This window comes from Pedobacter soli (genome assembly GCF_900101435.1).
GTDB classification, from domain to species: domain Bacteria; phylum Bacteroidota; class Bacteroidia; order Sphingobacteriales; family Sphingobacteriaceae; genus Pedobacter; species Pedobacter soli.
Window position 1 is genome coordinate 442,472 of the sequence record NZ_FMZH01000001.1, and the last position, 19,478, is coordinate 461,949.

Genomic DNA, 19,478 nt, shown 5'->3' on the forward strand with positions numbered 1-19,478 from the left:
ATCAAAAAGTTATTACTATACTAAAGGATAGCGCTATCCTTTAGTATAGTAAGCTTTATAAACGGCAACACCCTGAGCGTTTATTTTTTTATTTTCTATAAACTTAATCCCCTGCCTACCTGTTCTTAACATAAAAGAACCTACCATGAAAAACCAGGAAAACAACCAACAGAAAGAAGAAATTCAAAATATCGAACAGTTTCAGATCAACCGGTCGCAGGGAAATGCCGCAGAAGGGCACCTAACTTCCGAAACGGAAGATGATGAATATACTGAGGATGAGGTGCAATTTGCCGACGGCGAAGGCACGCAATTAAATGAAAAAATTAAAGGTCCGGATGATGAAGAGGATGAAGAGGATGATGAAGATGAAGAAGAGGAGGAAGACAATTACGGCTATAACGAATCGGACATCGGAGAACTGAATAACGACCCCGACGCTTACGATGAAGATGACGATGAGCTGCTATGAAACAAATCCAGTTAAGCAATGCCAGACCATAAACAATCTGGCATTTTTTTTATCTGAATAACGATGCTCCGCAATATTTACAAAACAAGGCATCGCTATCATGCCCTTCCCTGCTGCAACTGGGGCACGATTCGGGCAATTCTTTTTTATGCTTTGCAGCCATCGCAATATCATGCGTAATAATACCAGTCGGCACAGCAATAATGGCATAACCAATCAACATCACAACCGAAGCCACAAATTTGCCTAATGGGGTAATGGGCGAAATATCGCCATAACCCACTGTTGTAATGGTAACAATGGCCCAGTATATGCTTTCAGGAATATTGGAAAAACCATTTTCGCGTTTTTCTACCAAATACATTACCGAACCCAGAATAACGGTAATGGTTAAAACCGTAAGCAGGAAAATACTAATCTTGCGGACACTATTTTTTAAGGCCTGGGTTAAAAAATTAATCTCAGTTAAAAAATGTCCCAGTTTAAAGATTCTGAAAACCCGCAATAAGCGCAGCGCCCTAAACACGAGTAAAGATTGTGCACCAACAAAGAAAATACTTAAATAAGACGGCAACAGGGCAACCATATCAATAATCCCTAAGGGACTAAACACGTACCTAAGCGGTTTGCGGATACTGATAAGCCTCAAAATATATTCGATAGTAAAGAGCGCAGCAAAAACCCACTCCATTATATTAAAAAGCTTGCCATAGTGTTGATGAATACTCACCACACTATCGAGCATCACTACAATAATACTAGAGAAAATCGCAATTAAAAGCCCAACATCAAAAGCTTTGCCTGCCGGGGTATTTGATTCGTAAATAATCTCATGAAGTTTAAAACGCCAATCTTTAGGAGCAGGTGATGCCATGTAGTTTTTAGCTAAGATACAGAATTAACCATTAACCACTTCGCCACCGTTAACATGTATTACCTGCCCGGTAATGTAAGAAGCATCATCGGAAGCCAGAAACACATAAGCAGGTCCAAGTTCTGACGGTTGCCCTGCCCTTTCCATTGCAGTTTCACTCCCAAACGATTTAATTTTTTCTTTATTAAATGTTGATACAATGAGTGGCGTCCAGACCGGGCCAGGTGCCACTGCATTAACCCTGATACCGCTTTTAGCCAGATTGGTAGCCAGCGAACGGGTAAAAGAAGTAATAGCGCCTTTGGTTGAAGAATAATCGATCAGGTGTGGTGAGGAGCGGTAAGCCGTAACCGAAGTAGTATTAATAATGGTATCACCAGCTCCGAAATGCTCCAGAACTTCGTTGGCAAAATAAAAATAGCCGTATATATTGACACGAAAAGTTTCATCGAGCTGTTTATGATCAATTTTATTGGGATCTTTTTGCGGCACCTGAATTGCGGCATTATTAACCAGGATATTTATCTTACCAAACTTTTTAATTACCGCATCAACTGCGTTTTTACAAAATACAGGCTTTTTCACATCACCTTTTATCAGCAGACAGCTTTTCCCTGCAGCTTCTACCATTTTTTGGGTTGCTTTAGCATCAATATCTTCATTTAAATACACAATAGCAACATCTGCCCCTTCTGCAGCAAAATGCACGGCAACCGCACGCCCAATACCGCTATCTCCACCGGTTATTAAAGCCACTTTATTTTCAAGCTTTCCTGCCGCTTTATAATTTTCTTTAATTACCTCAGGTTGGGGGTCCATTTTAGCTTCTATACCGGGTTGCTTATTTTGTTTTGCAGGTGTTTTTTGAGTTTTCATAACCCTATTATCTGTTTTAATGTATCTTTTTAAAATAAACAAGCATACTAAGCCCAAAGTTTTACAATCAAAATCTCAGTTCATCCTATCCCAGTCTCCTATTTGTCAGCAGCAGGGTAATTTAGCTTAATCATTTGCTCATATCCGATTATTTTGATCAGCTATACCTCTTTAAATTAGCTTTTCACATTCCTAACCAAATCACACAATGAAAAAAACAATTTTACTCACTTTATTATCGCTTAACCTGGCTTTAACGGGTTCGGCACAAAAACGGCTTGGCAATGAAACAGCTGCCGAAAAAACAAAGAGAATGGAGTGGTGGACAGATGCCCGCTTTGGCATGTTTATCCACTGGGGTTTGTACGCTTTACCTGCACGCCACGAATGGGTAAGGAACTATGAACATATTACCAATGAAAACTACCAAAAATATTTTGACCAGTTTAACCCTGATTTATTTAACCCTAAACAATGGGCTAAAGAAGCGAAAGCTGCCGGTATGAAATATGCCGTTTTAACCACCAAGCACCACGAAGGTTTTACACTTTTTGACAGCAAATACACCGATTATAAAGCCACCAATACACAGGCAAAAAGAGATCTGGTAAGAGAATTTGTTGATGCTTTTCGTGCTGAAGGCATCAAAATTGGCTTTTACTACTCGCTTATCGACTGGCACCATCCTGATTTTACAATAGATAATGTTCATCCGCTAAGACCAGCAAAAGACTCGGAAGAAGCCTATGCTGCCCTAAACAAAGGCAGGGATATGGCCAAATACCGTAAATACTTATACAATCAGGTAACCGAACTTCTGACTAAATATGGCAAAATAGATATCCTTTGGGCCGATTTTTCTTACCCTGGCAAATATGGCAAAGGCAAAGACGACTGGGGATCGGTAGAGCTGCTTAAACAAATCAGAAAACTGCAACCGGGCATTATTGTAGATAACCGTTTAGATTTAAATGATTACGAAGATGGTACCGATTTTGAAACACCTGAACAGGTTGGACCAAAAGAATTGGAAAAATACCGCGGCAAAGTATGGGAAACCTGCCAAACCTTCTCCGGATCGTGGGGTTACCACCGCGATGAAAATACCTGGAAAAGCAACAGAAAATTATTGGATTTGTTAATTACATCGGTAGCCAATGGTGGCAATTTATTGTTAAACGTTGGGCCAACTGCCCGTGGCGAATTTGATTACAGAGCCGAAACAGCATTAGATAGTTTGGGCATATGGATGCACGCCAACTCAAAATCGATATACCACTGCACTTTTGCACCTGCTGATTTTAAGGCTGCAGAAGGCACAAGACTTACTTACAACAAAGATACGAAGCGTTTATATGTTCACCTGTTCGAATACCCTAATACGGGCAATATTGCTTTGGACGGTTTTAAAGACAAAGTTAAGTATGCTCAGTTTTTACATGACAATTCTGAACTTCAGGTTGATGCTGAAAAATCAAAAGGCAACAGTCTGGTTTTAAAATTACCAAAGAAAAAACCCAACTTCGAAATACCAGTAATAGAATTGATATTAAATTAACCCAAATTAATGTTAATGATCGGGCCTGCAAGCTAAACGTTGCGGGCTTTTTTATGCTCATTTTGAAACCATTAAACAACTAAGCTTTTGTATATCAAGCTATCAGCCATGAGTCATCAGCTATAACCATAAAAGCCACATAAGAACAATTAAGCTTATTTCGAAACCATTAAGCAGTTAAGAAAATTAAGACTTTGAATCCTCTACACTATTATACTTTACAACTAGAGGCTTTACTGAAGCATCCAACTTGGCCAAAGTACGGTATCTTCGTTCTACTTAAATTCGGCCTAACAAATTTTTCGGATTACATTGATTATGCCTAAGCACTAACTTTTAAAAGAAAAATTTTCAGCCGATGTTTTTTGTTTCTTTTTGACACCAAAAAGAAAGCCCGTCCGGCAGGACAAACAAATATACATTTACTCTATACAACAAGTTTTCCTCAAGATTGAAATCACCTTAAACAGAAACCTTGATCCTCTCTACCTAGGCCGACAACAAATCAGACTGATGCAATGCGGCATAAGCTTTTGCCTGTACTACATTACCTATAATAATAATAGCAGGATAAGTTAAACCAGCTTCTTCAGCAGCTTCCTGTAAATTATTAGCCAAACACACTACCTGTTTCTGATGCGGAAGAGTGGCATGCTGAATAATTGCTGCAGGCATAGTACCTAAACCTGCATCACAGTACGCTTTCGAAATTTCAGCAACCTTTTTCATCCCCATATAAATCACTACAGTTGCCGAACTCTTCATTGCACATTTTAAATCCTCGGTTAAGCTCCCATCCTTCTTGGTACCGGTTAATATCCAAACGCTTTCGCTAATACCCCGATGTGTTAAGGGAACATCGATAAAACCTGCACCCTGCATACTGCTTATCCCCGGAATATAGTGACATTTGATGCCACGGGCTTCTGCATAAATCAATTCTTCAAAGCCACGCCCAAAAATAAAGGGATCTCCACCCTTTAAACGTACCACTACCTGATATTGATGTGCATTTTCTACAATTAATTCATTTATTTTCTCCTGAGGAGTGTATTCCTGATAAGGTTGTTTGCCAACATAGATCATTTTACATGTTTTTGGCGCAATTCCAAGCAATTTCTCATTACTTAAGTTATCATATAGTATAACTTCTGCTCTTTTTAACACATTAAATGCTTTCATAGTGATCAATTCAGGATCACCAGGGCCTCCCCCCATTATAAAAACTCCAAAATCTCCCGTTTTTTGATTCATAATTTTAACGTTTTAACTATTTAATCATAAAATTAATTAAAATTTACTAAAAAATTAAATATTTTATGATAAAAATCACAACAAAACAACTTTTAAATCATTTTTAACCTATATTTGAATATTAAAAATCATATAATAATTAAATATTATAATTTTTAAACGCAAAAAACCTACAAAAACACAACAAAACAACCAAACAACTAAAAAAATATACCATAAACACAATATACCTTCAAGATTTATGAAAGAACCACAAATAATCGTAATCGGAAATGGAATGGTGGGATATAAGTTCTGCGAGAAACTGAGATCAAAAACATCTTCCTTTAATCTTATCGTTTTTGGAGAAGAACCACGCAGAGCCTACGACAGGGTTCACCTGAGCGAATACTTTAATGGTAAAACTGCTGATGATCTTTCGCTTTCTACCGAAAACTGGTACCAGGAACAAAATATTACCCTCTTTTTAAATAACCCTGTAGTTAAAATAGATCGCGAACAACAAAAGGTATATACTGGCAATGGTTTAGATTACACTTATGATATATTGGTTTTCGCAACAGGCTCAGGCGCCTTTGTTCCGAATATCCCCGGCATAGAAAAAGAAGGTGTTTTCGTGTATCGCACAATCGAAGACCTCGACCTGATTAGCACATATGCAAAAAAAGCAAAAACAGCTTCTGTTATAGGCGGCGGACTACTTGGCCTGGAAGCTGCAAAAGCACTGATAGATTTAGGAATCGAAAAAACCAATATCATTGAATTTGCACCGCGCTTAATGCCCAGGCAAATTGATGCCGCAGGCAGTGATATGTTAAAATCGAAATTAACTGACCTTGGTTTACAAATCCACTTAAATAAAAATACAGCTAATATTGAAGGCGAAGGTAAAATTACTGCCTTAAAATTTAGCGACGATACCTCATTAGAGGCCGACATGCTGGTAATTTCGGCGGGTATTAAACCGAGAGATGAACTGGCAAAAGCCTGTGGAATTGAAGTTGGTGCACGGGGCGGTATTGTAGTTGACGAGAAAATGCAAACCAGCGACCCGGCCATATTTGCGATCGGCGAATGCGCCTTGTTTGAGGGCATGATTTACGGATTGGTAGCACCAGGCTATGAAATGGCCGAAGTTTTAGCCACCAACCTCTGCGCAGGAAATAAAAGCTTCAGCAGTTTTGACATGAGTACCAAACTGAAACTCATTGGTATTGATGTAGCCAGCTTTGGAGATAACTTTATTACCGAACCGGATTGCCGCACCATTATTTTCGAAAACAAGCATAAAGGTGTTTACAAACGCATTAATGTGAGTAACGACGGGCAATACCTTCTGGGAGGTATATTAATCGGAGACGCATCAGCATACAACATGCTCTTGCAAACCGCAATCAATAAAATCGCATTACCCGAAGATCCGGAAGAGCTTATATTAGGTTCACGTGGCGGAGGCGAACCTGCGGGCGCTGGCATTACCAGCCTGCCCGACAATGCACTGATTTGCAGCTGCGAAGGTGTAAGCAAAGGCGACATTTGCGCTTCGGTTACCGATGGCGGATGCGAAAACATAGATGATGTAAAAAAATGCACCAAAGCAGGTACAGGTTGTGGTGGCTGCATGCCGATGGTGAAAGATTTATTGAACCACACCCTAAAATCGCAAGGTAAATACATTAAAAATGTAATCTGCGAGCACTTCAACTACAGCAGACAGGAGCTTTACGATCTCATTCACATTCATGAACTGAAAAGCTACGACGAGGTACTCACTGCTTTAGGCGAAAACGATGGTTGCGAGGTATGTAAACCGCTGGTATCATCAATTCTGGCCAGTCTTTGGAACGAAATGATTCTTAAAAAAGGAAATGATGTGGCACAAGATAGCAACGACCGTTTTTTAGCCAATATCCAAAAAGGAGGCTCATATTCAGTAGTACCACGCATACCGGGCGGAGAAATAACGCCGGAAAAATTAATTGTGATCGGCGAAGTAGCCAAGAAATACAACCTATACACCAAAATAACCGGTGGTCAGCGTATTGATTTGTTTGGCGCACACCTGAATGATTTACCTGTAATCTGGGAAGAACTGATTGCGGCCGGCTTTGAAAGCGGTCATGCTTATGGAAAAGGATTAAGGACCGTAAAAAGCTGTGTAGGGAGCACCTGGTGCAGATTCGGATTGCATGATAGCGTAAGTTTTGCCATCCGCATTGAAGAAAGATACAGAGGCATTCGTGCCCCACACAAATTTAAATCGGCAGTTAGTGGCTGCATCAGAGAATGTGCTGAAGCACAAAGTAAAGATTTCGGGATTATTGCCACCGAAAAAGGCTGGAATTTATATGTATGCGGCAACGGCGGAAGCAAACCGCAGCACGCCCTCCTGCTGGCAACCGATTTAGATAGCGAAACCTGCATCAAATACATTGATAGGTTCCTGATGTTCTATATCCGCACAGCCGATCCATTGACCAGAACCGCTACCTGGTTAAATAAAATGGAAGGCGGTATCGATTACCTGCGGAATGTAATTGTTAACGATAGCTTAGGCATGGCCAAACAATGGGAGCATGAAATAGAAAAACTGATCAGCTCGTACAAATGCGAGTGGAAAGAAGCGGTAGAAAACCCGGCGATCAGAAAACGTTTCTCTCATTTTGTTAATGCACCCGAAGAGAAAGATCCTTCGATCGAATTTGTAGAAATGCGCGGACAAAAAAGAACCGCTGAATGGAAAATAGTCTAACCAAATATAATTAACCAAAAATTTTCAATTTAAACTTAATCTTATGACAGAAACAACAAACAACTGGTTAGCCGCATGTCGTGTTGAAGACGCAGTAGAAAATGGAGGGGTATGTGTAAAACACGGTGAAGAGCAAATTGCGTTATTCTATTTTACCAGAAGAAACGAGTGGTACGCCACACAAAATGAGTGTCCGCACAAAAAACAAATGGCATTAAGCCGTGGAATGATTGGCTCTATTACCGACGAACCTAAGGTAGCCTGCCCTTTTCACAAAAAAACGTTTTCGTTAAACACGGGCGAATGCTTAAGTGGTGACGAATGCGCGATTAAAACTTACCCGGTAAAGGTAGAAAATGGAACCGTTTACGTTGGAATCAATCCAAAATCTTAAATTGTATTATTAAGAGAAAACAAACCAAATTTCAACCCAAACCAAACCAACATGAAAACTCAAAATCGCGTGGCTTTTGTAAGCTGCTTAGTACTCACTATGTTCTTTTTTTCAACCAAAGCACAAACCAAAGCTGTTTTGTTTGATGGCATTTTAACTGCAGGCTATGTAGACCATGGTGCTTTTATCAATTGTGCAGGGCCAAGCATTAAATTCAGTAAAAAACCTTACACGGTCCTGCTAGGAATGCTACCAAGTTTAAGAATTAAGGAAGATAAGGTTGCCGCTGGCGCGACCAAAAACTCAGTCCTCACCCCTAATCTGGGTTTTGGCCTAACTGCAGCTTTCCGCCACATTGCCGTTCAATTACCAGTATTTTACAATGCTAAAACTGCGGCAAAAAACGGAGAATGGAACCTGGGCGTCGGCCTAGGGTATAAATTTTAACCCTAATAGCAAATGCTAAACTGAACATGATGACAACTAACCTTAACCTCAAACCTTTAGATAAACTGAACATCTTTTCGCTTAAAGGCGTACAGATGAAAACCTTCCACATTACCTGGCTTACTTTTTTCTTTTGCTTTTTTGCCTGGTTCGGGATGGCGCCACTCATGAAAATTGCCCGCGAGCAATTACACTTAACCAAAGATCAGGTTGGAAACATCCAAATTGCATCCGTATCGGCTACGATTATTGCCCGTTTATTAATCGGCAGACTGATTGATAAATTTGGTCCGAAATTAATTTACACCTGGTTGCTTGTGCTTTGCGCCATTCCGGTGTTGTTAATTGGTACCAGCCAATCTTACACCTCTTTCCTGCTTTTCCGCCTGGCTATTGGCGTAATCGGTGCATCATTTGTAATTACACAATTCCATACCTCTATTATGTTTGCGCCAAACATTAAAGGCACAGCTAATGCTACAGCAGGCGGTTTTGGTAATGCAGGTGGCGGTGCAGCCAATTTATTTATGCCATTAATTGCTTCTGCTTTTACCTCTTTAGGCTTTTGCAGTACCGAAGACAGCTGGCGTTATGCCATGATTTTCCCGGGGGTAATGCTTTTAATCTGCGCTTTCCTCTACAACCGTTACACGCTCGATAGCCCGCAGGGAGATTTTAAAAACATCAAAGACGAAAACATAAAAAGCACGAAAAACACATTCTTAATTGCCGCAAAAGATTACCGTACCTGGATTTTAACCATTGCCTACGCAGCTTGTTTCGGTGTAGAAATTACGGTCGACAATTTTGCACCCATATTTTTTACCGATTCATTTGGTGCAACAATAGCTGTAGCAGGCATGGTTGCAGGTATTTTTGGCTGGATTAACATTTTTGCCCGCCCCCTTGGTGGAATCGTTGCCGATAAAATAGGTAAAACCTGGGGTTTTGATGGCAAAACATTGCTACTGGCCATATTATTACTCGTAGAAGGTATCGGATTAATCTGGTTTGCCAAATCAGGTAATATCGGCATGGCTATTTTTATGATGTTTGTGTTTGGCCTGAGCTTAAAAATGGCTAATGGTGCCACCTACAGCCTGGTTCCGTTTATCAACCCGCTTGCAGTAGGTAGTGTAGCGGGTATTGTTGGCGCCGGCGGAAATATCGGCGCCATGTTAATTGCCTTCATGTTTAAGGCTAAAGCCGGTCATGCATCAAAAAACATTATTGAGAACGGCGTAAGCGTGCATAAAGATCTGATTGACTACACCAACGCATTTACCCTGCTCGGCTTCGTCATTTTAGCTATTGGTATTGCTGTATTCATCTTCAGAACATTGATGGCACAGAAAACTGTAAAAGTCGATGAGCTTGTACTGAGTACCGGCAAATAAAAATACGATCAGTAACTACCTATAACCTTGTTTATCATTTGAATAACGAAACCAACATATCGTCGACCAATACTACAACCTGCTGCTATTGTGGAGTGGGTTGTGGTATTGTGGTAAATAAAGACATCCACGAAAGAATTACGGTTGAAGGCGACAAAAACCACCCCGTAAACAAGGGCATGTTGTGCAGCAAAGGAATGAACCTGCATTATACTGTAAATGATAAAAGCGATCGCTTGCTTTATCCCGAAATGCGTTACAACAAAAACATGCCCTTACAACGGGTAAGCTGGGATACTGCTCTGGATAGAACTGCAGCCGTATTTAAAGCACTTATTAAAAAACATGGCCCCGATAGTGTTGCCTTTTACGCCAGCGGACAATGCTTAACAGAAGAATATTATGTAGTAAATAAATTAATAAAAGGTTTTATCGGCAGTAATAACATCGATACCAACAGCCGCTTATGTATGAGCAGTGCGGTTGTTGGTTATAAAATGAGCCTGGGCGAAGATACCGTACCCATTAGCTACGATGATATTGAAATTGCCGATTGCATTTTTGTTGCAGGCGCAAACCCGGCATGGTGCCACCCCATCCTGTGGCGCCGGGTTGAAGCCGCAAAACAAAACAACCCCGATTTAAAAATCATTGTCAGCGATCCGCGTAAAACACAAACCTGTTCCTTAGCAGATGTACATCTACAGCTAAACCCCGGAACAGATATTACCCTGCACCACGCCATTGGCCGCTGCCTGATTGAAGACAGGAATGTTGATGCCGATTTCATCATCAACAACACTAACGGCTACGAAAAATACCACGAAACCGTTTTTGAAACTTCAATCGCCGATGCTGCTGCCATTTGCGGAATTGAAGAAAGTGATATTCGCTTAGCAGCCAGTTATATTGGCAATGCCAAAGGTTTTATCACCATGTGGACAATGGGGCTTAACCAAAGCGTAGTAGGCACCAATAAAAATCTTTCGCTAATTAACCTTAACCTCATTACCGGCCACATTGGCAAACCCGGCAGCGGTCCATTTTCATTAACCGGACAACCCAATGCCATGGGCGGCCGCGAAGTTGGTGGCCTGAGCAATTTACTACCTGCACACCGCAATCTGGCCAACGAAAACCACCGTAACGAAGTAGAAAAATTCTGGCAAATCCCACTGGGCACCATTCAGGCTAAACCAGGCTTAACCGCTACCGAAATGTTTGACGAACTGAATTCAGGGAAACTGAAGGCAGTCTGGATTTTATGCACCAATCCCTTAATCAGCTTACCTGATGTGCGCACAGCTGAAGCAGGTTTAAAAAATGCCAGATTTGTAGTAGTACAAGACATTAGCAACAAGGTAGAAACACTAAAATATGCCGATGTGGTATTACCAGCTGCTGCCTGGGCCGAAAAAGAAGGCACTATGACCAACGCAGGTCGTTATATTGCCTATCTCAGCAAAATTACTGAGGCTCCCGGCGAAGCTCTACCCGATTCGGAAATTATTTGTCGCTTTGCACAAAAAATGGGCTATCATGGCTTTGATTTTAAAAACAGCGCAGCGATTTATGATGAGCATGCAGCACTTACCGAAGGCACTAACATCGATATCAGCGGCTTGAATTATGAGATTTTAAAAGAAAAAAGAGCGGTACAATGGCCTTATCCAAAAAACAAAAACTCAGCAGGAACTGCCAGATTATTTACCGATCATCAATTTTATACCCCTGATAAAAGAGCCAATATTGTTGCAGTAAGCCATATCAATCAATCAGAAGCTTTAAGCCCAGAATATCCGCTGATTTTAACCACAGGCAGAATCAGGGACCAATGGCATACCCGCAGCAAAACAGGGAAGGTTAACAAACTAAATCAGCATATCAGCGAGTCATTTCTGGAAATAAATCCGGTTGATGCCGAAGCACGAAACATTAAAGATAACGATATCATCGAGGTACAAAGCTCGCGAGGCAATGTACGCGTAAAGGCCAAATATTCTACCGATATTAAACCTGGCGTTGTTTTTATGCCTATGCACTGGGGATTGATCTTAAAAAGCGATTTAAATCGGGTAAACAACCTGACCAACAATTTGGTTGATCCACTGAGCAAGGAACCTGATTTTAAATTTACTGCCGTAGAGGTGAAACTTTACGAAAAAGCAAGGCAAAAAATTATTGTAATTGGTGCTGGTGCAGGTGCATGCGGTTTTGTTAAAAGCTATCGTTCTTTAAATACCACCGACGATATCGAAATTTTCAGCAAAGAAAATTTTCCTTTTTACAACCGGGTACTACTCCCCGATTACATTATCGGCACACTCCCCTGGCACAACCTCATCAAAATGAGCGATAGCGAAGAGGAAGATTACAGAATTAAGCTACACCGTGGCTTAAGCATCGAAAAAATAAATAAAGCAGATAAAACCGTTGTAGATAGTAACGGAAAAACGCACGATTATGATGTATTACTTCTGGCCACTGGCAGCAGGGCTTTTGTGCTTAAAGATTTGCCTAAACTGGAGGGTATTTTTACGATGCGTAGCCGTACCGATGCCGATAATTTCAGGAAACACATTACCCAAACAAACGGCAAAGTGGTAATTGTTGGTGGTGGTTTGCTAGGAATTGAACTTGCAACCTCGCTGGCCGAAACGGGATCGAAAGTAGCCATTATCCAGAGGATTTCGCGCTTAATGGGTCGCCAGCTCGATGCTTTAGGAAGTCAGCTGTTACACGAGGAGTTGATTAGCAAAGGTATCGAAATCTTTTACAACGATGAAGTAGACCGCGTTATTGGTGAGAAAAGCATTACCGGTGTACGGTTAAAAAGCGGGCTAATGCTCGAATGCGAATCTTTTGTTACTGCCATTGGTACTGTTCCCAACATCGAATTAATTAAAGAAGCTGGCATAACCTGTAAAAGAGGTGTTGTGGTTGATGAATATCTGCGTACCAACGAAGCAGATATTTTTGCTATTGGCGAAATTGCTGAATTTAAAGGCGAAATGTATGGTATTACTGCCGCCGCAGAGCAACAGGCCGAAATAGTGGCCCGGTTTCTTTGTGGCGATATTGCCAAATATTATCAGGGAAGCCTGTTAATGAACATCCTGAAAATGCACAGCCTCGAACTTTGTTCACTGGGCCTTGCCGAAATACCCAATAACGATCCCACTTACGAAGAAATTGTTTTTATCGATAAAGCCAAACGTTACTACAAAAAGTGTATTGTACACAACGATAAGCTGGTTGGCGCCGTATTAATTGGCGATAAGGGCGAATTTCTGGAGTTCCGTAACCTGATTGAAAACAAGATGGAACTGAGCGAAAAAAGGCTCCAGCTTTTAAGAAGTGGCAAAACCACCGAACCAATTATAGGCCGAACCGTTTGCAGCTGCAACAATGTGGGCGAAGGTAATTTAATTAACAAAATAAAAGATGGCTGTAAAGACCACCTGCAACTTTGCCAACTCACAGGCGCGGGTATGGGTTGTGGCAGCTGCCGGCCTGAAGTCAAAGCCATTCTCGATTCTTTTGTAAACGTGCTTAAAACCGAACCTAAAGCCGCTTTGTCCGAATAAATTAAACCAAAAACAATGATGAAAGCAACACCTGGCCCTTCTGAATTTATTAACGTTAAAGGCATCGAATATTTTAAGTTCGAAGAAGATTTTATTGAAGCGAATGTGCGCTGTATCCCGATGATTGTCCGTTTTAAGATGGATGCAGCTGGCATAAAACTCAAACTGGCAGAATGGAGTAAGTTTCACCCGGAAGAAAGAGTACAATTGGCTTTGCTACCTGTTTCTACCCAGGAGGAAATCAATAAATACCATCAGTTTTTAATCAGCCTCATTGCCAAATATACCGGAAATCAGGCCACAACACTGGCTATCGATCCGCTACCCGACTGGGCTAATTTACATCAAATCCCAGCCATGCTTCAGGAGAAACTGGCAGAATTAAAATTACAGCTTTCCATTAGCCAATGGCGAAAAATTACTAACATACAGCGATTTGCACTTTTAAAATTATGCAGGCCCGGGCATGAGAACAAAAACTTCCCTAAAGCCTTTATAGAATTTGGATTTTAAACCGCAGAGCATGTACAAAACCATCATCATCAACTTTCCAGGCGGCATTATTTCGCCGGGTAAGCTTTACAACATCCTTGTTGCAGCCAGCAAAGCACGGATTCAATATGTGCGCTTTGGTTTGCGCCAGCAGCTATTAATTGATACCACCACTTATAACGTAGATATTTTTACCGCTGAACTGGATAAACTGGAAGTAGATTATGAAGAAAACACCAATAACTTCCCGAACATCATCAGCTCTTACCCTGCTGAAGAAATTTTTATCCGCAAAACATGGCTAACGGAAGGGGTATACAAAGATATTCTCGACAGTATCGACTTTAAACCAACCATAAAAGTAAATATCTGCGATAACGACCAGAGCTTCACGCCTATGTTAACGGGCAATATTAACTGGATCGCTTCGTCTCAATCTGAACATTACTGGCATTTAATTCTCCGTTTCCCCAAAACAAATGTAATTTATGAATGGGACCAGCTTTGCTACACCAACCATATAGCACAGGTTACTCAGGCTATAGAAAACATTATAAAAAACAATCCGGATAAATTTATCGACAACCCATCAGCCAATGGCGAAGAATTGTTTGCAACACTTAAGCACGAACATTTTATCATCAAAACTGCGCCACAACCTGCTTCCCTATCCTCATTTAACCTTCCGTATTATGAAGGCTTAAACCGTTACAACAATAAATACTGGCTGGGAATATATCGCCGCGACGAGCTGTTTAGTATCGCCTTTTTAAAAAAACTCTGCCAGCTCTGTCTTACCACTAAACTGGGGCAACTTTGCTGCACCTCGTGGAAAACCATTATTGTAAAAGGAATTAATGAGGAAGACAAAAACCTGTGGAACACCTTACTTGAAGAGTTTGAAGTTAACATGCGCCATGCTGCCAATGAACTCAATTTTCAGGTAGAAGACAATTGCAACGAAGGCCTGGCGCTCAAAAGCTTTCTGGTAAAAAGCCTGAGCATTGATGATACCCGTACATTTGGTATTTGTTTCGGCATTAAAACACGAAAAAAAAGTGAAGTATTTAGTAGCATACTGATCCGGAAACGTCATTTAATTGATGTATGGGGTTTAAAACTGTTTCCTGTTTACGATATTTTATGTGCCAAAGATTTTAATCCCAACGAACGTACAGGTGAAGTATTTAGCCGGAACAACCCAGGTTTTTTGCTGCCGGAACAAGTACGGCGTGCAGTATATAGGTTTTACAAATACCGTTTAAACACCATTAAAACAGATCGGCAGCAAAACATGGTTACCGAAGAACCTGCCAAAAAAGGTGTCGATTTCTTATATCAGTGCAACAGCTGCTTAACTGTATATGATGAAAAGGTGGGAGACGAAGCACAAGGCATTTTGCCTGGAACAAACTTTAGAGATTTGCCCGAAACTTACTGCTGCCCGCTTTGTGAAGAAGATAAAGCTAATTTTAGCAAGATTGACCAGGCTGCATTGCAATTGCTGTAAAAGATCATCACATTACAAGCCGTTGATTTCTGCATGGGAGTTAAAATTTCCAAAAAAACGGTCATCCTTATCTTCTACAACTATTTCGTATACCAATAAATTACTCAACACAAATTTCATGCTGTGTTTAGCCAGCTGATGTGTTTGCACTAAATGCCAAATCTTTTTTAATGCTTTAGCCGAATAAATACCGCACAAAGGTTCTTGCTGACCATTTCGCGTAAAAACAAAGGCATCAAAAGATGGATAAGCATGGTAGGCAGCCAATAATTTTTCGAGCAAGCTGCTTTCCATCAGCAACAAATCACAGGCAAGTACAAATAAATCTTGTTTAGCGTTTAATAAATGAGCAGAAAGTACACCTAGCAAAGGCCCTTTAACATCTGCCAAAGTATGATCAGTCACTAACTGTGCCTCACCAAAATAACCAGCATAGATTTCCTGCTGTGCTGCATTAACCGAAAATACAACCGGAATTTGTAATAAGGTAAGCTTATCAGCGGCTAGTTGTGCCCAAAGCTTATCCTGATGGCTCATTAAACCCTTATCGGATCCCATCCTTAAACTTTGTCCGCCACATAAAACTACTCCTAACATCACAAAAGCTTTATTTATTACTCAAATCTTTCAGTCCTGTTTCATTTAAAATACCAATTTGCTTGCCTGACACCACAATCAATTGCTCTGCAAGCAGTTCATTCATCGTCCTGAAAACAGTTTCGTAGGTAGCACCCGTATAGGCCGCCAAATCCTGCCGGCTTAATGAAAGCTTTAAAAAACCAGCTTCATCTAAACCAAATTGATCTTTAAGATTTAAAATGGCCATGGCTAACCTGCCTTTAACCGACATTAATGCCAGATCTCTCATCTTCTTCTCAGAAGTATGCAGTTCGTCGGCATAAAACATCAACAAGCCATAGGCAAATTCCTGGTTTACTTTTATCGTTGCTTTAAAAAATTCAATATCCACAAAACAAAGCTGAGTAGTTTCCAAAGCAGTCGCCGATATCGGATAGGTAGAAATGTTATTGCTGATTCCCCTGTGCCCGATAATCGCACCATCATTTGCAAAGCGTAAAATCAGTTCTTTATCGCCCCAATGCTTATGCACTTTTACATTACCTGAAGTTACGAAATATACCCCGCTTACCGGATCGCCTTCTTTTATGATCACCTCTCCTTTTTTAGCTGTAAAGTTCTTTTTATGACTACCAATTGCAGCATGCCATTCTTTTAAGGTAAGTTGACACATAAAACAAGTATTAAGATCGCAGCTACTATTTTTCTTCATATTTAACGGGATATCGAAGTAAAATTAAGAAATGTTGCCGATTTTTATCCTTCTATTGCGGAAATACCTGGTTATTAACCATTGTTGATAATTTTATTGCAACAAAACTCCCTGAAAGTGAAGCTATAGCATTTTTTAGCATATTACTGCGCATAAAGAAGTTTAAAGATATGCGGCCAAATTATAATTTTGTGTTATGGCAAATACGAACGTTAGAAAATCAATTCAGAATAAAATCGAATCATTAGGTAAGGAAATTGAAAACTTACAGGGAGAATTAAAAAGATGGGAAAAAATCGCGGCTGATTATGAGACCAACTCAGAAAGTATCGACCTGATTTTATCGATTCAATTACCAGAAAAAGCCGAACCTAAAGCTAAAAAAAGTAAAGCTGTAGTGGCTTAAAACAAAGTTTCACGCCAATAAAGACCAAAAGCTTTATGGCATTTCTTCAACCTTCCTCAAAGAACCATTATCCTTAATGACCTTAATTTCTTAATGATTGAATCACCTTTAACATTAAGAAATTAAGGCAGTTAAGCGATCAATTTTATATCCAAAGAGTATCGATTATCTTGACTTTACAAGATCACTTCTCTTCTTCCTACCCTGAGCAGAAAAACAACACAGTATAAAATTCTTTTAAAATACTTAAACCCTTTTCGGTAAAAGCATGTTCTTCTTATACAACAAAAACAATTGTATATGAAAAACTTAATTTATTTGATGGCTATTTCGGCTTCTTCGTTAACTTTCCAGGCTTGTAGTGGTGGTAATAAAGATGCTAAAGAAAGTGCCGACAGTGTAAACATGGCTAAAGATACTACCACCAATGTAGCAGCAACTGGCGGCATTGCAGTAGATGAAGCCGATGCAAAATTCACTACCCAAGCGGCTGTGGGTGGCATGGCCGAAGTAGAACTTGGCAAAATGGCACTCGAAAAAAGCAGTAATGCAAAAGTAAAAGAGTTTGCTACCATGATGGTGAAAGACCATGGCATGGCCAATACCGAATTAATGGCCATAGCAAAACAAAAAAATATTACCCTTCCCAGTACAGTTGACGAGGAACATAAGCAGAAAATGGATGACCTGAGCAAAAAAACAGGAGCTGATTTCGATAAAGCTTATGTAAATGCGATGGTAGACGGACACAAATCGACTTTAAAACTGATGGAAGACGAATCGAAAGACGGAAAAGATGCAGACCTTAAATCTTTCGCTACAAAAACTGCTCCTATTGTTCAAAGTCATTTGATTATGATCAATAAAATAAGTGATAGCATGAAATAACACGCATTCACCTCCGTCTGATGATGGAGGTGAATCTTTATGCTTCCTTTCTTTTATCCTTTCTAATCAGGTCGGCTATGGCGGCTTGCATTTTTTGCTGATTGATTGGCTTAACCAAAAACTTATCACCAAATGCCCTAAAGGCATCCAGCGCATATTTTTGGTAAGCAGTTATAAAAACAATATGCCTAACCTGCTCACGTATTACCCGGGCGATATCAATTCCAGAAATTTCCATCGCAATATCCAAAAATAGAAAGTCGATTTCACCATATTCGCGAATTGCCTTTACTCCTGCTACAGGATCGGTAAATGTTGCCAGCATGGTAAATTCTTTCATGCGCGAAAGGTAAGCTTTCAAAATATCGATACTGATCTGATCATCATCAATAATAATAAAGGTGTATGGCATAGAGTGAGATGTTTGCATTAACTTTTTATTATCTCTATGCAAGCCTCAAGCCAAACCTTAACTGTAGCAAAACCACAATAATTTTTTTGACTCCAAAAGCAGGAAAAAACAGCTGTATGCTAAACGATCATACTGCAAAAACCACTTTTAAACCAGCAAAAAAACACATTAACAAACTGATCAGTATCAATATTCAGGTGGGGTATGCTGAGCAATAAATGTCTTGCGATTGATCAATTTCAAGTATGGGTAATTCCCGTTGAGTTGAGGCCTTTGTTTAAGCTCATACAGAAAATGGCCACCTAAATCGACAATAATCTTTGCGGTAGCACTATACCATACGCTATGGGGCTGTTTCCAGCAAAAAGAATAGAGGTTAGAAGTAAATTTTATGTGCTTCAACTCATTGTGGTAAAAATTCAACGGTTTGGGCAAAAAATTCCCCATTTTAACCTCTGCCTTCCGCACCATCGAAAGGTGGTCGCTATGGCAAAACTCATAGTCCTTTAATTTAGGGTCATCTACATCAGGAAGATGTTTTAGCACCCTAAAGCCTTTAAATTTCTTCCCGTTTAATACCCAAATCAGGTTTGGATAAAAGGCCTCGCGGCTGTTTAGTTCAGCAAGAGAAATTGGGGAATTTTGAAATTCGATGGTATACCCTGCCGGCGTAAAAATATCGGCACGATGCAGGTTGTTATTGGCTTTATCGAAAAAGGCAATTTCCCTGAAAGATGACGGAAAAGCCAGTTTCCAATCGCGGTGCCAGGCCGTTTCTTTTCTATAAAATTCATTTTTAAATGCAGAAACATCCTGAACAGGTTCAGGAAGGGGAATATCTTTCTTCATCAGCTAATGCCTGCAAGTT

General features: G+C 40.2%; 18 protein-coding genes. 11 read left to right on the forward strand and 7 right to left on the reverse strand.

All coding sequences use genetic code 11. From position 1 onward, the window contains the following. Positions 1-145: 145 nt before the first annotated feature. Positions 146-472 (forward strand): hypothetical protein, encoded by a 327-nt coding sequence (locus tag BLR37_RS01780; RefSeq protein ID WP_090763786.1) that lies wholly within the window; start codon positions 146-148, stop codon positions 470-472. A 49-nt stretch (positions 473-521) separates the two neighbouring features. Here BLR37_RS01780 and BLR37_RS01785 read toward each other — a convergent pair whose 3' ends face one another. Both BLR37_RS01785 and BLR37_RS01790 read right to left on the reverse strand, forming a co-directional pair. After that, the gene (locus tag BLR37_RS01785; RefSeq protein WP_090763789.1) at positions 522-1,346 is read right to left on the reverse strand and encodes an ion transporter; all 825 of its coding nucleotides are present in this window, start codon (positions 1,344-1,346) and stop codon (positions 522-524) included. Between the two features lie 24 nt (positions 1,347-1,370). Continuing rightward, positions 1,371-2,279, reverse strand: coding sequence for an SDR family oxidoreductase (locus tag BLR37_RS01790; RefSeq protein ID WP_341844504.1), 909 nt, complete (start codon positions 2,277-2,279; stop codon positions 1,371-1,373). Between the two features lie 151 nt (positions 2,280-2,430). Here BLR37_RS01790 and BLR37_RS01795 point away from each other — a divergent pair, with 151 nt between their 5' ends. Next, positions 2,431-3,780 (forward strand): alpha-L-fucosidase, encoded by a 1,350-nt coding sequence (locus tag BLR37_RS01795; RefSeq protein WP_090763792.1) that lies wholly within the window; start codon positions 2,431-2,433, stop codon positions 3,778-3,780. Positions 3,781-4,269: 489 nt separating this feature from the next. On the opposite strand, the gene cobA is transcribed toward BLR37_RS01795, so the two are convergent. Continuing rightward, positions 4,270-5,034, reverse strand: a complete 765-nt coding sequence (gene cobA / locus BLR37_RS01800; RefSeq protein ID WP_090763795.1) for a uroporphyrinogen-III C-methyltransferase — start codon at positions 5,032-5,034, stop codon at positions 4,270-4,272. 241 nt (positions 5,035-5,275) lie between these two features. Between cobA and nirB the strand changes: the two genes are divergently transcribed. From nirB to BLR37_RS25685, 7 genes are read left to right on the forward strand one after another with little or no spacing between them, the layout of a single operon-like run. Then, entirely contained in the window at positions 5,276-7,786 is a 2,511-nt protein-coding gene (gene nirB / locus BLR37_RS01805) for a nitrite reductase large subunit NirB (protein ID WP_090763798.1), read from the forward strand. A 43-nt stretch (positions 7,787-7,829) separates the two neighbouring features. Next, positions 7,830-8,180, forward strand: a complete 351-nt coding sequence (nirD, locus tag BLR37_RS01810; RefSeq protein ID WP_090763800.1) for a nitrite reductase small subunit NirD — start codon at positions 7,830-7,832, stop codon at positions 8,178-8,180. Between the two features lie 51 nt (positions 8,181-8,231). After that, on the forward strand, positions 8,232-8,627 hold the full coding sequence (locus BLR37_RS01815; protein ID WP_244154567.1) for a hypothetical protein: 396 nt from the start codon (positions 8,232-8,234) through the stop codon (positions 8,625-8,627). A gap of 26 nt (positions 8,628-8,653) precedes the next feature. After that, complete coding sequence (locus BLR37_RS01820; protein WP_090763806.1) at positions 8,654-10,024, forward strand: MFS transporter; 1,371 nt, start codon at positions 8,654-8,656, stop codon at positions 10,022-10,024. A 38-nt stretch (positions 10,025-10,062) separates the two neighbouring features. Further along, positions 10,063-13,611 (forward strand): nitrate reductase, encoded by a 3,549-nt coding sequence (locus tag BLR37_RS01825; protein ID WP_244154568.1) that lies wholly within the window; start codon positions 10,063-10,065, stop codon positions 13,609-13,611. A 15-nt stretch (positions 13,612-13,626) separates the two neighbouring features. Then, positions 13,627-14,124 (forward strand): nitrate reductase associated protein, encoded by a 498-nt coding sequence (locus tag BLR37_RS01830; RefSeq protein ID WP_208599582.1) that lies wholly within the window; start codon positions 13,627-13,629, stop codon positions 14,122-14,124. A gap of 10 nt (positions 14,125-14,134) precedes the next feature. Continuing rightward, the gene (locus BLR37_RS25685; RefSeq protein ID WP_143009509.1) at positions 14,135-15,613 is read left to right on the forward strand and encodes a rubredoxin; all 1,479 of its coding nucleotides are present in this window, start codon (positions 14,135-14,137) and stop codon (positions 15,611-15,613) included. Between the two features lie 12 nt (positions 15,614-15,625). Here BLR37_RS25685 and BLR37_RS01840 read toward each other — a convergent pair whose 3' ends face one another. Both BLR37_RS01840 and BLR37_RS01845 read right to left on the reverse strand, forming a co-directional pair. Continuing rightward, positions 15,626-16,210, reverse strand: a complete 585-nt coding sequence (locus BLR37_RS01840; protein ID WP_090763815.1) for a molybdenum cofactor guanylyltransferase — start codon at positions 16,208-16,210, stop codon at positions 15,626-15,628. 10 nt (positions 16,211-16,220) lie between these two features. Further along, complete coding sequence (locus tag BLR37_RS01845; protein ID WP_244154569.1) at positions 16,221-16,865, reverse strand: Crp/Fnr family transcriptional regulator; 645 nt, start codon at positions 16,863-16,865, stop codon at positions 16,221-16,223. 235 nt (positions 16,866-17,100) lie between these two features. Here BLR37_RS01845 and BLR37_RS01850 point away from each other — a divergent pair, with 235 nt between their 5' ends. Together BLR37_RS01850 and BLR37_RS01855 are read left to right on the forward strand one after the other, a co-directional pair. Continuing rightward, positions 17,101-17,310 (forward strand): hypothetical protein, encoded by a 210-nt coding sequence (locus BLR37_RS01850; RefSeq protein ID WP_039470855.1) that lies wholly within the window; start codon positions 17,101-17,103, stop codon positions 17,308-17,310. A gap of 300 nt (positions 17,311-17,610) precedes the next feature. Then, positions 17,611-18,198: a DUF4142 domain-containing protein gene (locus BLR37_RS01855; protein WP_090763821.1), complete on the forward strand. Its 588-nt coding sequence runs from the start codon at positions 17,611-17,613 to the stop codon at positions 18,196-18,198. Between the two features lie 37 nt (positions 18,199-18,235). Here BLR37_RS01855 and BLR37_RS01860 read toward each other — a convergent pair whose 3' ends face one another. Further along, positions 18,236-18,610, reverse strand: coding sequence for a LytR/AlgR family response regulator transcription factor (locus BLR37_RS01860; protein ID WP_167356529.1), 375 nt, complete (start codon positions 18,608-18,610; stop codon positions 18,236-18,238). 186 nt (positions 18,611-18,796) lie between these two features. Continuing rightward, the gene (locus tag BLR37_RS01870) at positions 18,797-19,459 is read right to left on the reverse strand and encodes a competence protein CoiA family protein (RefSeq protein ID WP_244154570.1); all 663 of its coding nucleotides are present in this window, start codon (positions 19,457-19,459) and stop codon (positions 18,797-18,799) included. Positions 19,460-19,478: the final 19 nt, after the last annotated feature.

Excerpts from the sequence above, each read along its gene's own strand:
- BLR37_RS01830 (WP_208599582.1), top strand. The coding sequence starts at position 13,627 with ATGATGAAAGCAACACCTGGCCCTTCTGAATTTATTAACGTTAAAGGC.
- BLR37_RS01785 (WP_090763789.1), bottom strand. The coding sequence starts at position 1,346 with ATGGCATCACCTGCTCCTAAAGATTGGCGTTTTAAACTTCATGAGATT.
- BLR37_RS01795 (WP_090763792.1), top strand. The coding sequence starts at position 2,431 with ATGAAAAAAACAATTTTACTCACTTTATTATCGCTTAACCTGGCTTTA.
- BLR37_RS01840 (WP_090763815.1), bottom strand. The coding sequence starts at position 16,210 with ATGTTAGGAGTAGTTTTATGTGGCGGACAAAGTTTAAGGATGGGATCC.
- BLR37_RS01820 (WP_090763806.1), top strand. The coding sequence starts at position 8,654 with ATGATGACAACTAACCTTAACCTCAAACCTTTAGATAAACTGAACATC.
- BLR37_RS01855 (WP_090763821.1), top strand. The coding sequence starts at position 17,611 with ATGAAAAACTTAATTTATTTGATGGCTATTTCGGCTTCTTCGTTAACT.
- BLR37_RS01860 (WP_167356529.1), bottom strand. The coding sequence starts at position 18,610 with ATGCCATACACCTTTATTATTATTGATGATGATCAGATCAGTATCGAT.
- nirB (WP_090763798.1), top strand. The coding sequence starts at position 5,276 with ATGAAAGAACCACAAATAATCGTAATCGGAAATGGAATGGTGGGATAT.
- BLR37_RS01780 (WP_090763786.1), top strand. The coding sequence starts at position 146 with ATGAAAAACCAGGAAAACAACCAACAGAAAGAAGAAATTCAAAATATC.
- nirD (WP_090763800.1), top strand. The coding sequence starts at position 7,830 with ATGACAGAAACAACAAACAACTGGTTAGCCGCATGTCGTGTTGAAGAC.
- BLR37_RS25685 (WP_143009509.1), top strand. The coding sequence starts at position 14,135 with ATGTACAAAACCATCATCATCAACTTTCCAGGCGGCATTATTTCGCCG.
- BLR37_RS01850 (WP_039470855.1), top strand. The coding sequence starts at position 17,101 with ATGGCAAATACGAACGTTAGAAAATCAATTCAGAATAAAATCGAATCA.
- BLR37_RS01870 (WP_244154570.1), bottom strand. The coding sequence starts at position 19,459 with ATGAAGAAAGATATTCCCCTTCCTGAACCTGTTCAGGATGTTTCTGCA.
- BLR37_RS01815 (WP_244154567.1), top strand. The coding sequence starts at position 8,232 with ATGAAAACTCAAAATCGCGTGGCTTTTGTAAGCTGCTTAGTACTCACT.
- cobA (WP_090763795.1), bottom strand. The coding sequence starts at position 5,034 with ATGAATCAAAAAACGGGAGATTTTGGAGTTTTTATAATGGGGGGAGGC.
- BLR37_RS01845 (WP_244154569.1), bottom strand. The coding sequence starts at position 16,865 with ATGTGTCAACTTACCTTAAAAGAATGGCATGCTGCAATTGGTAGTCAT.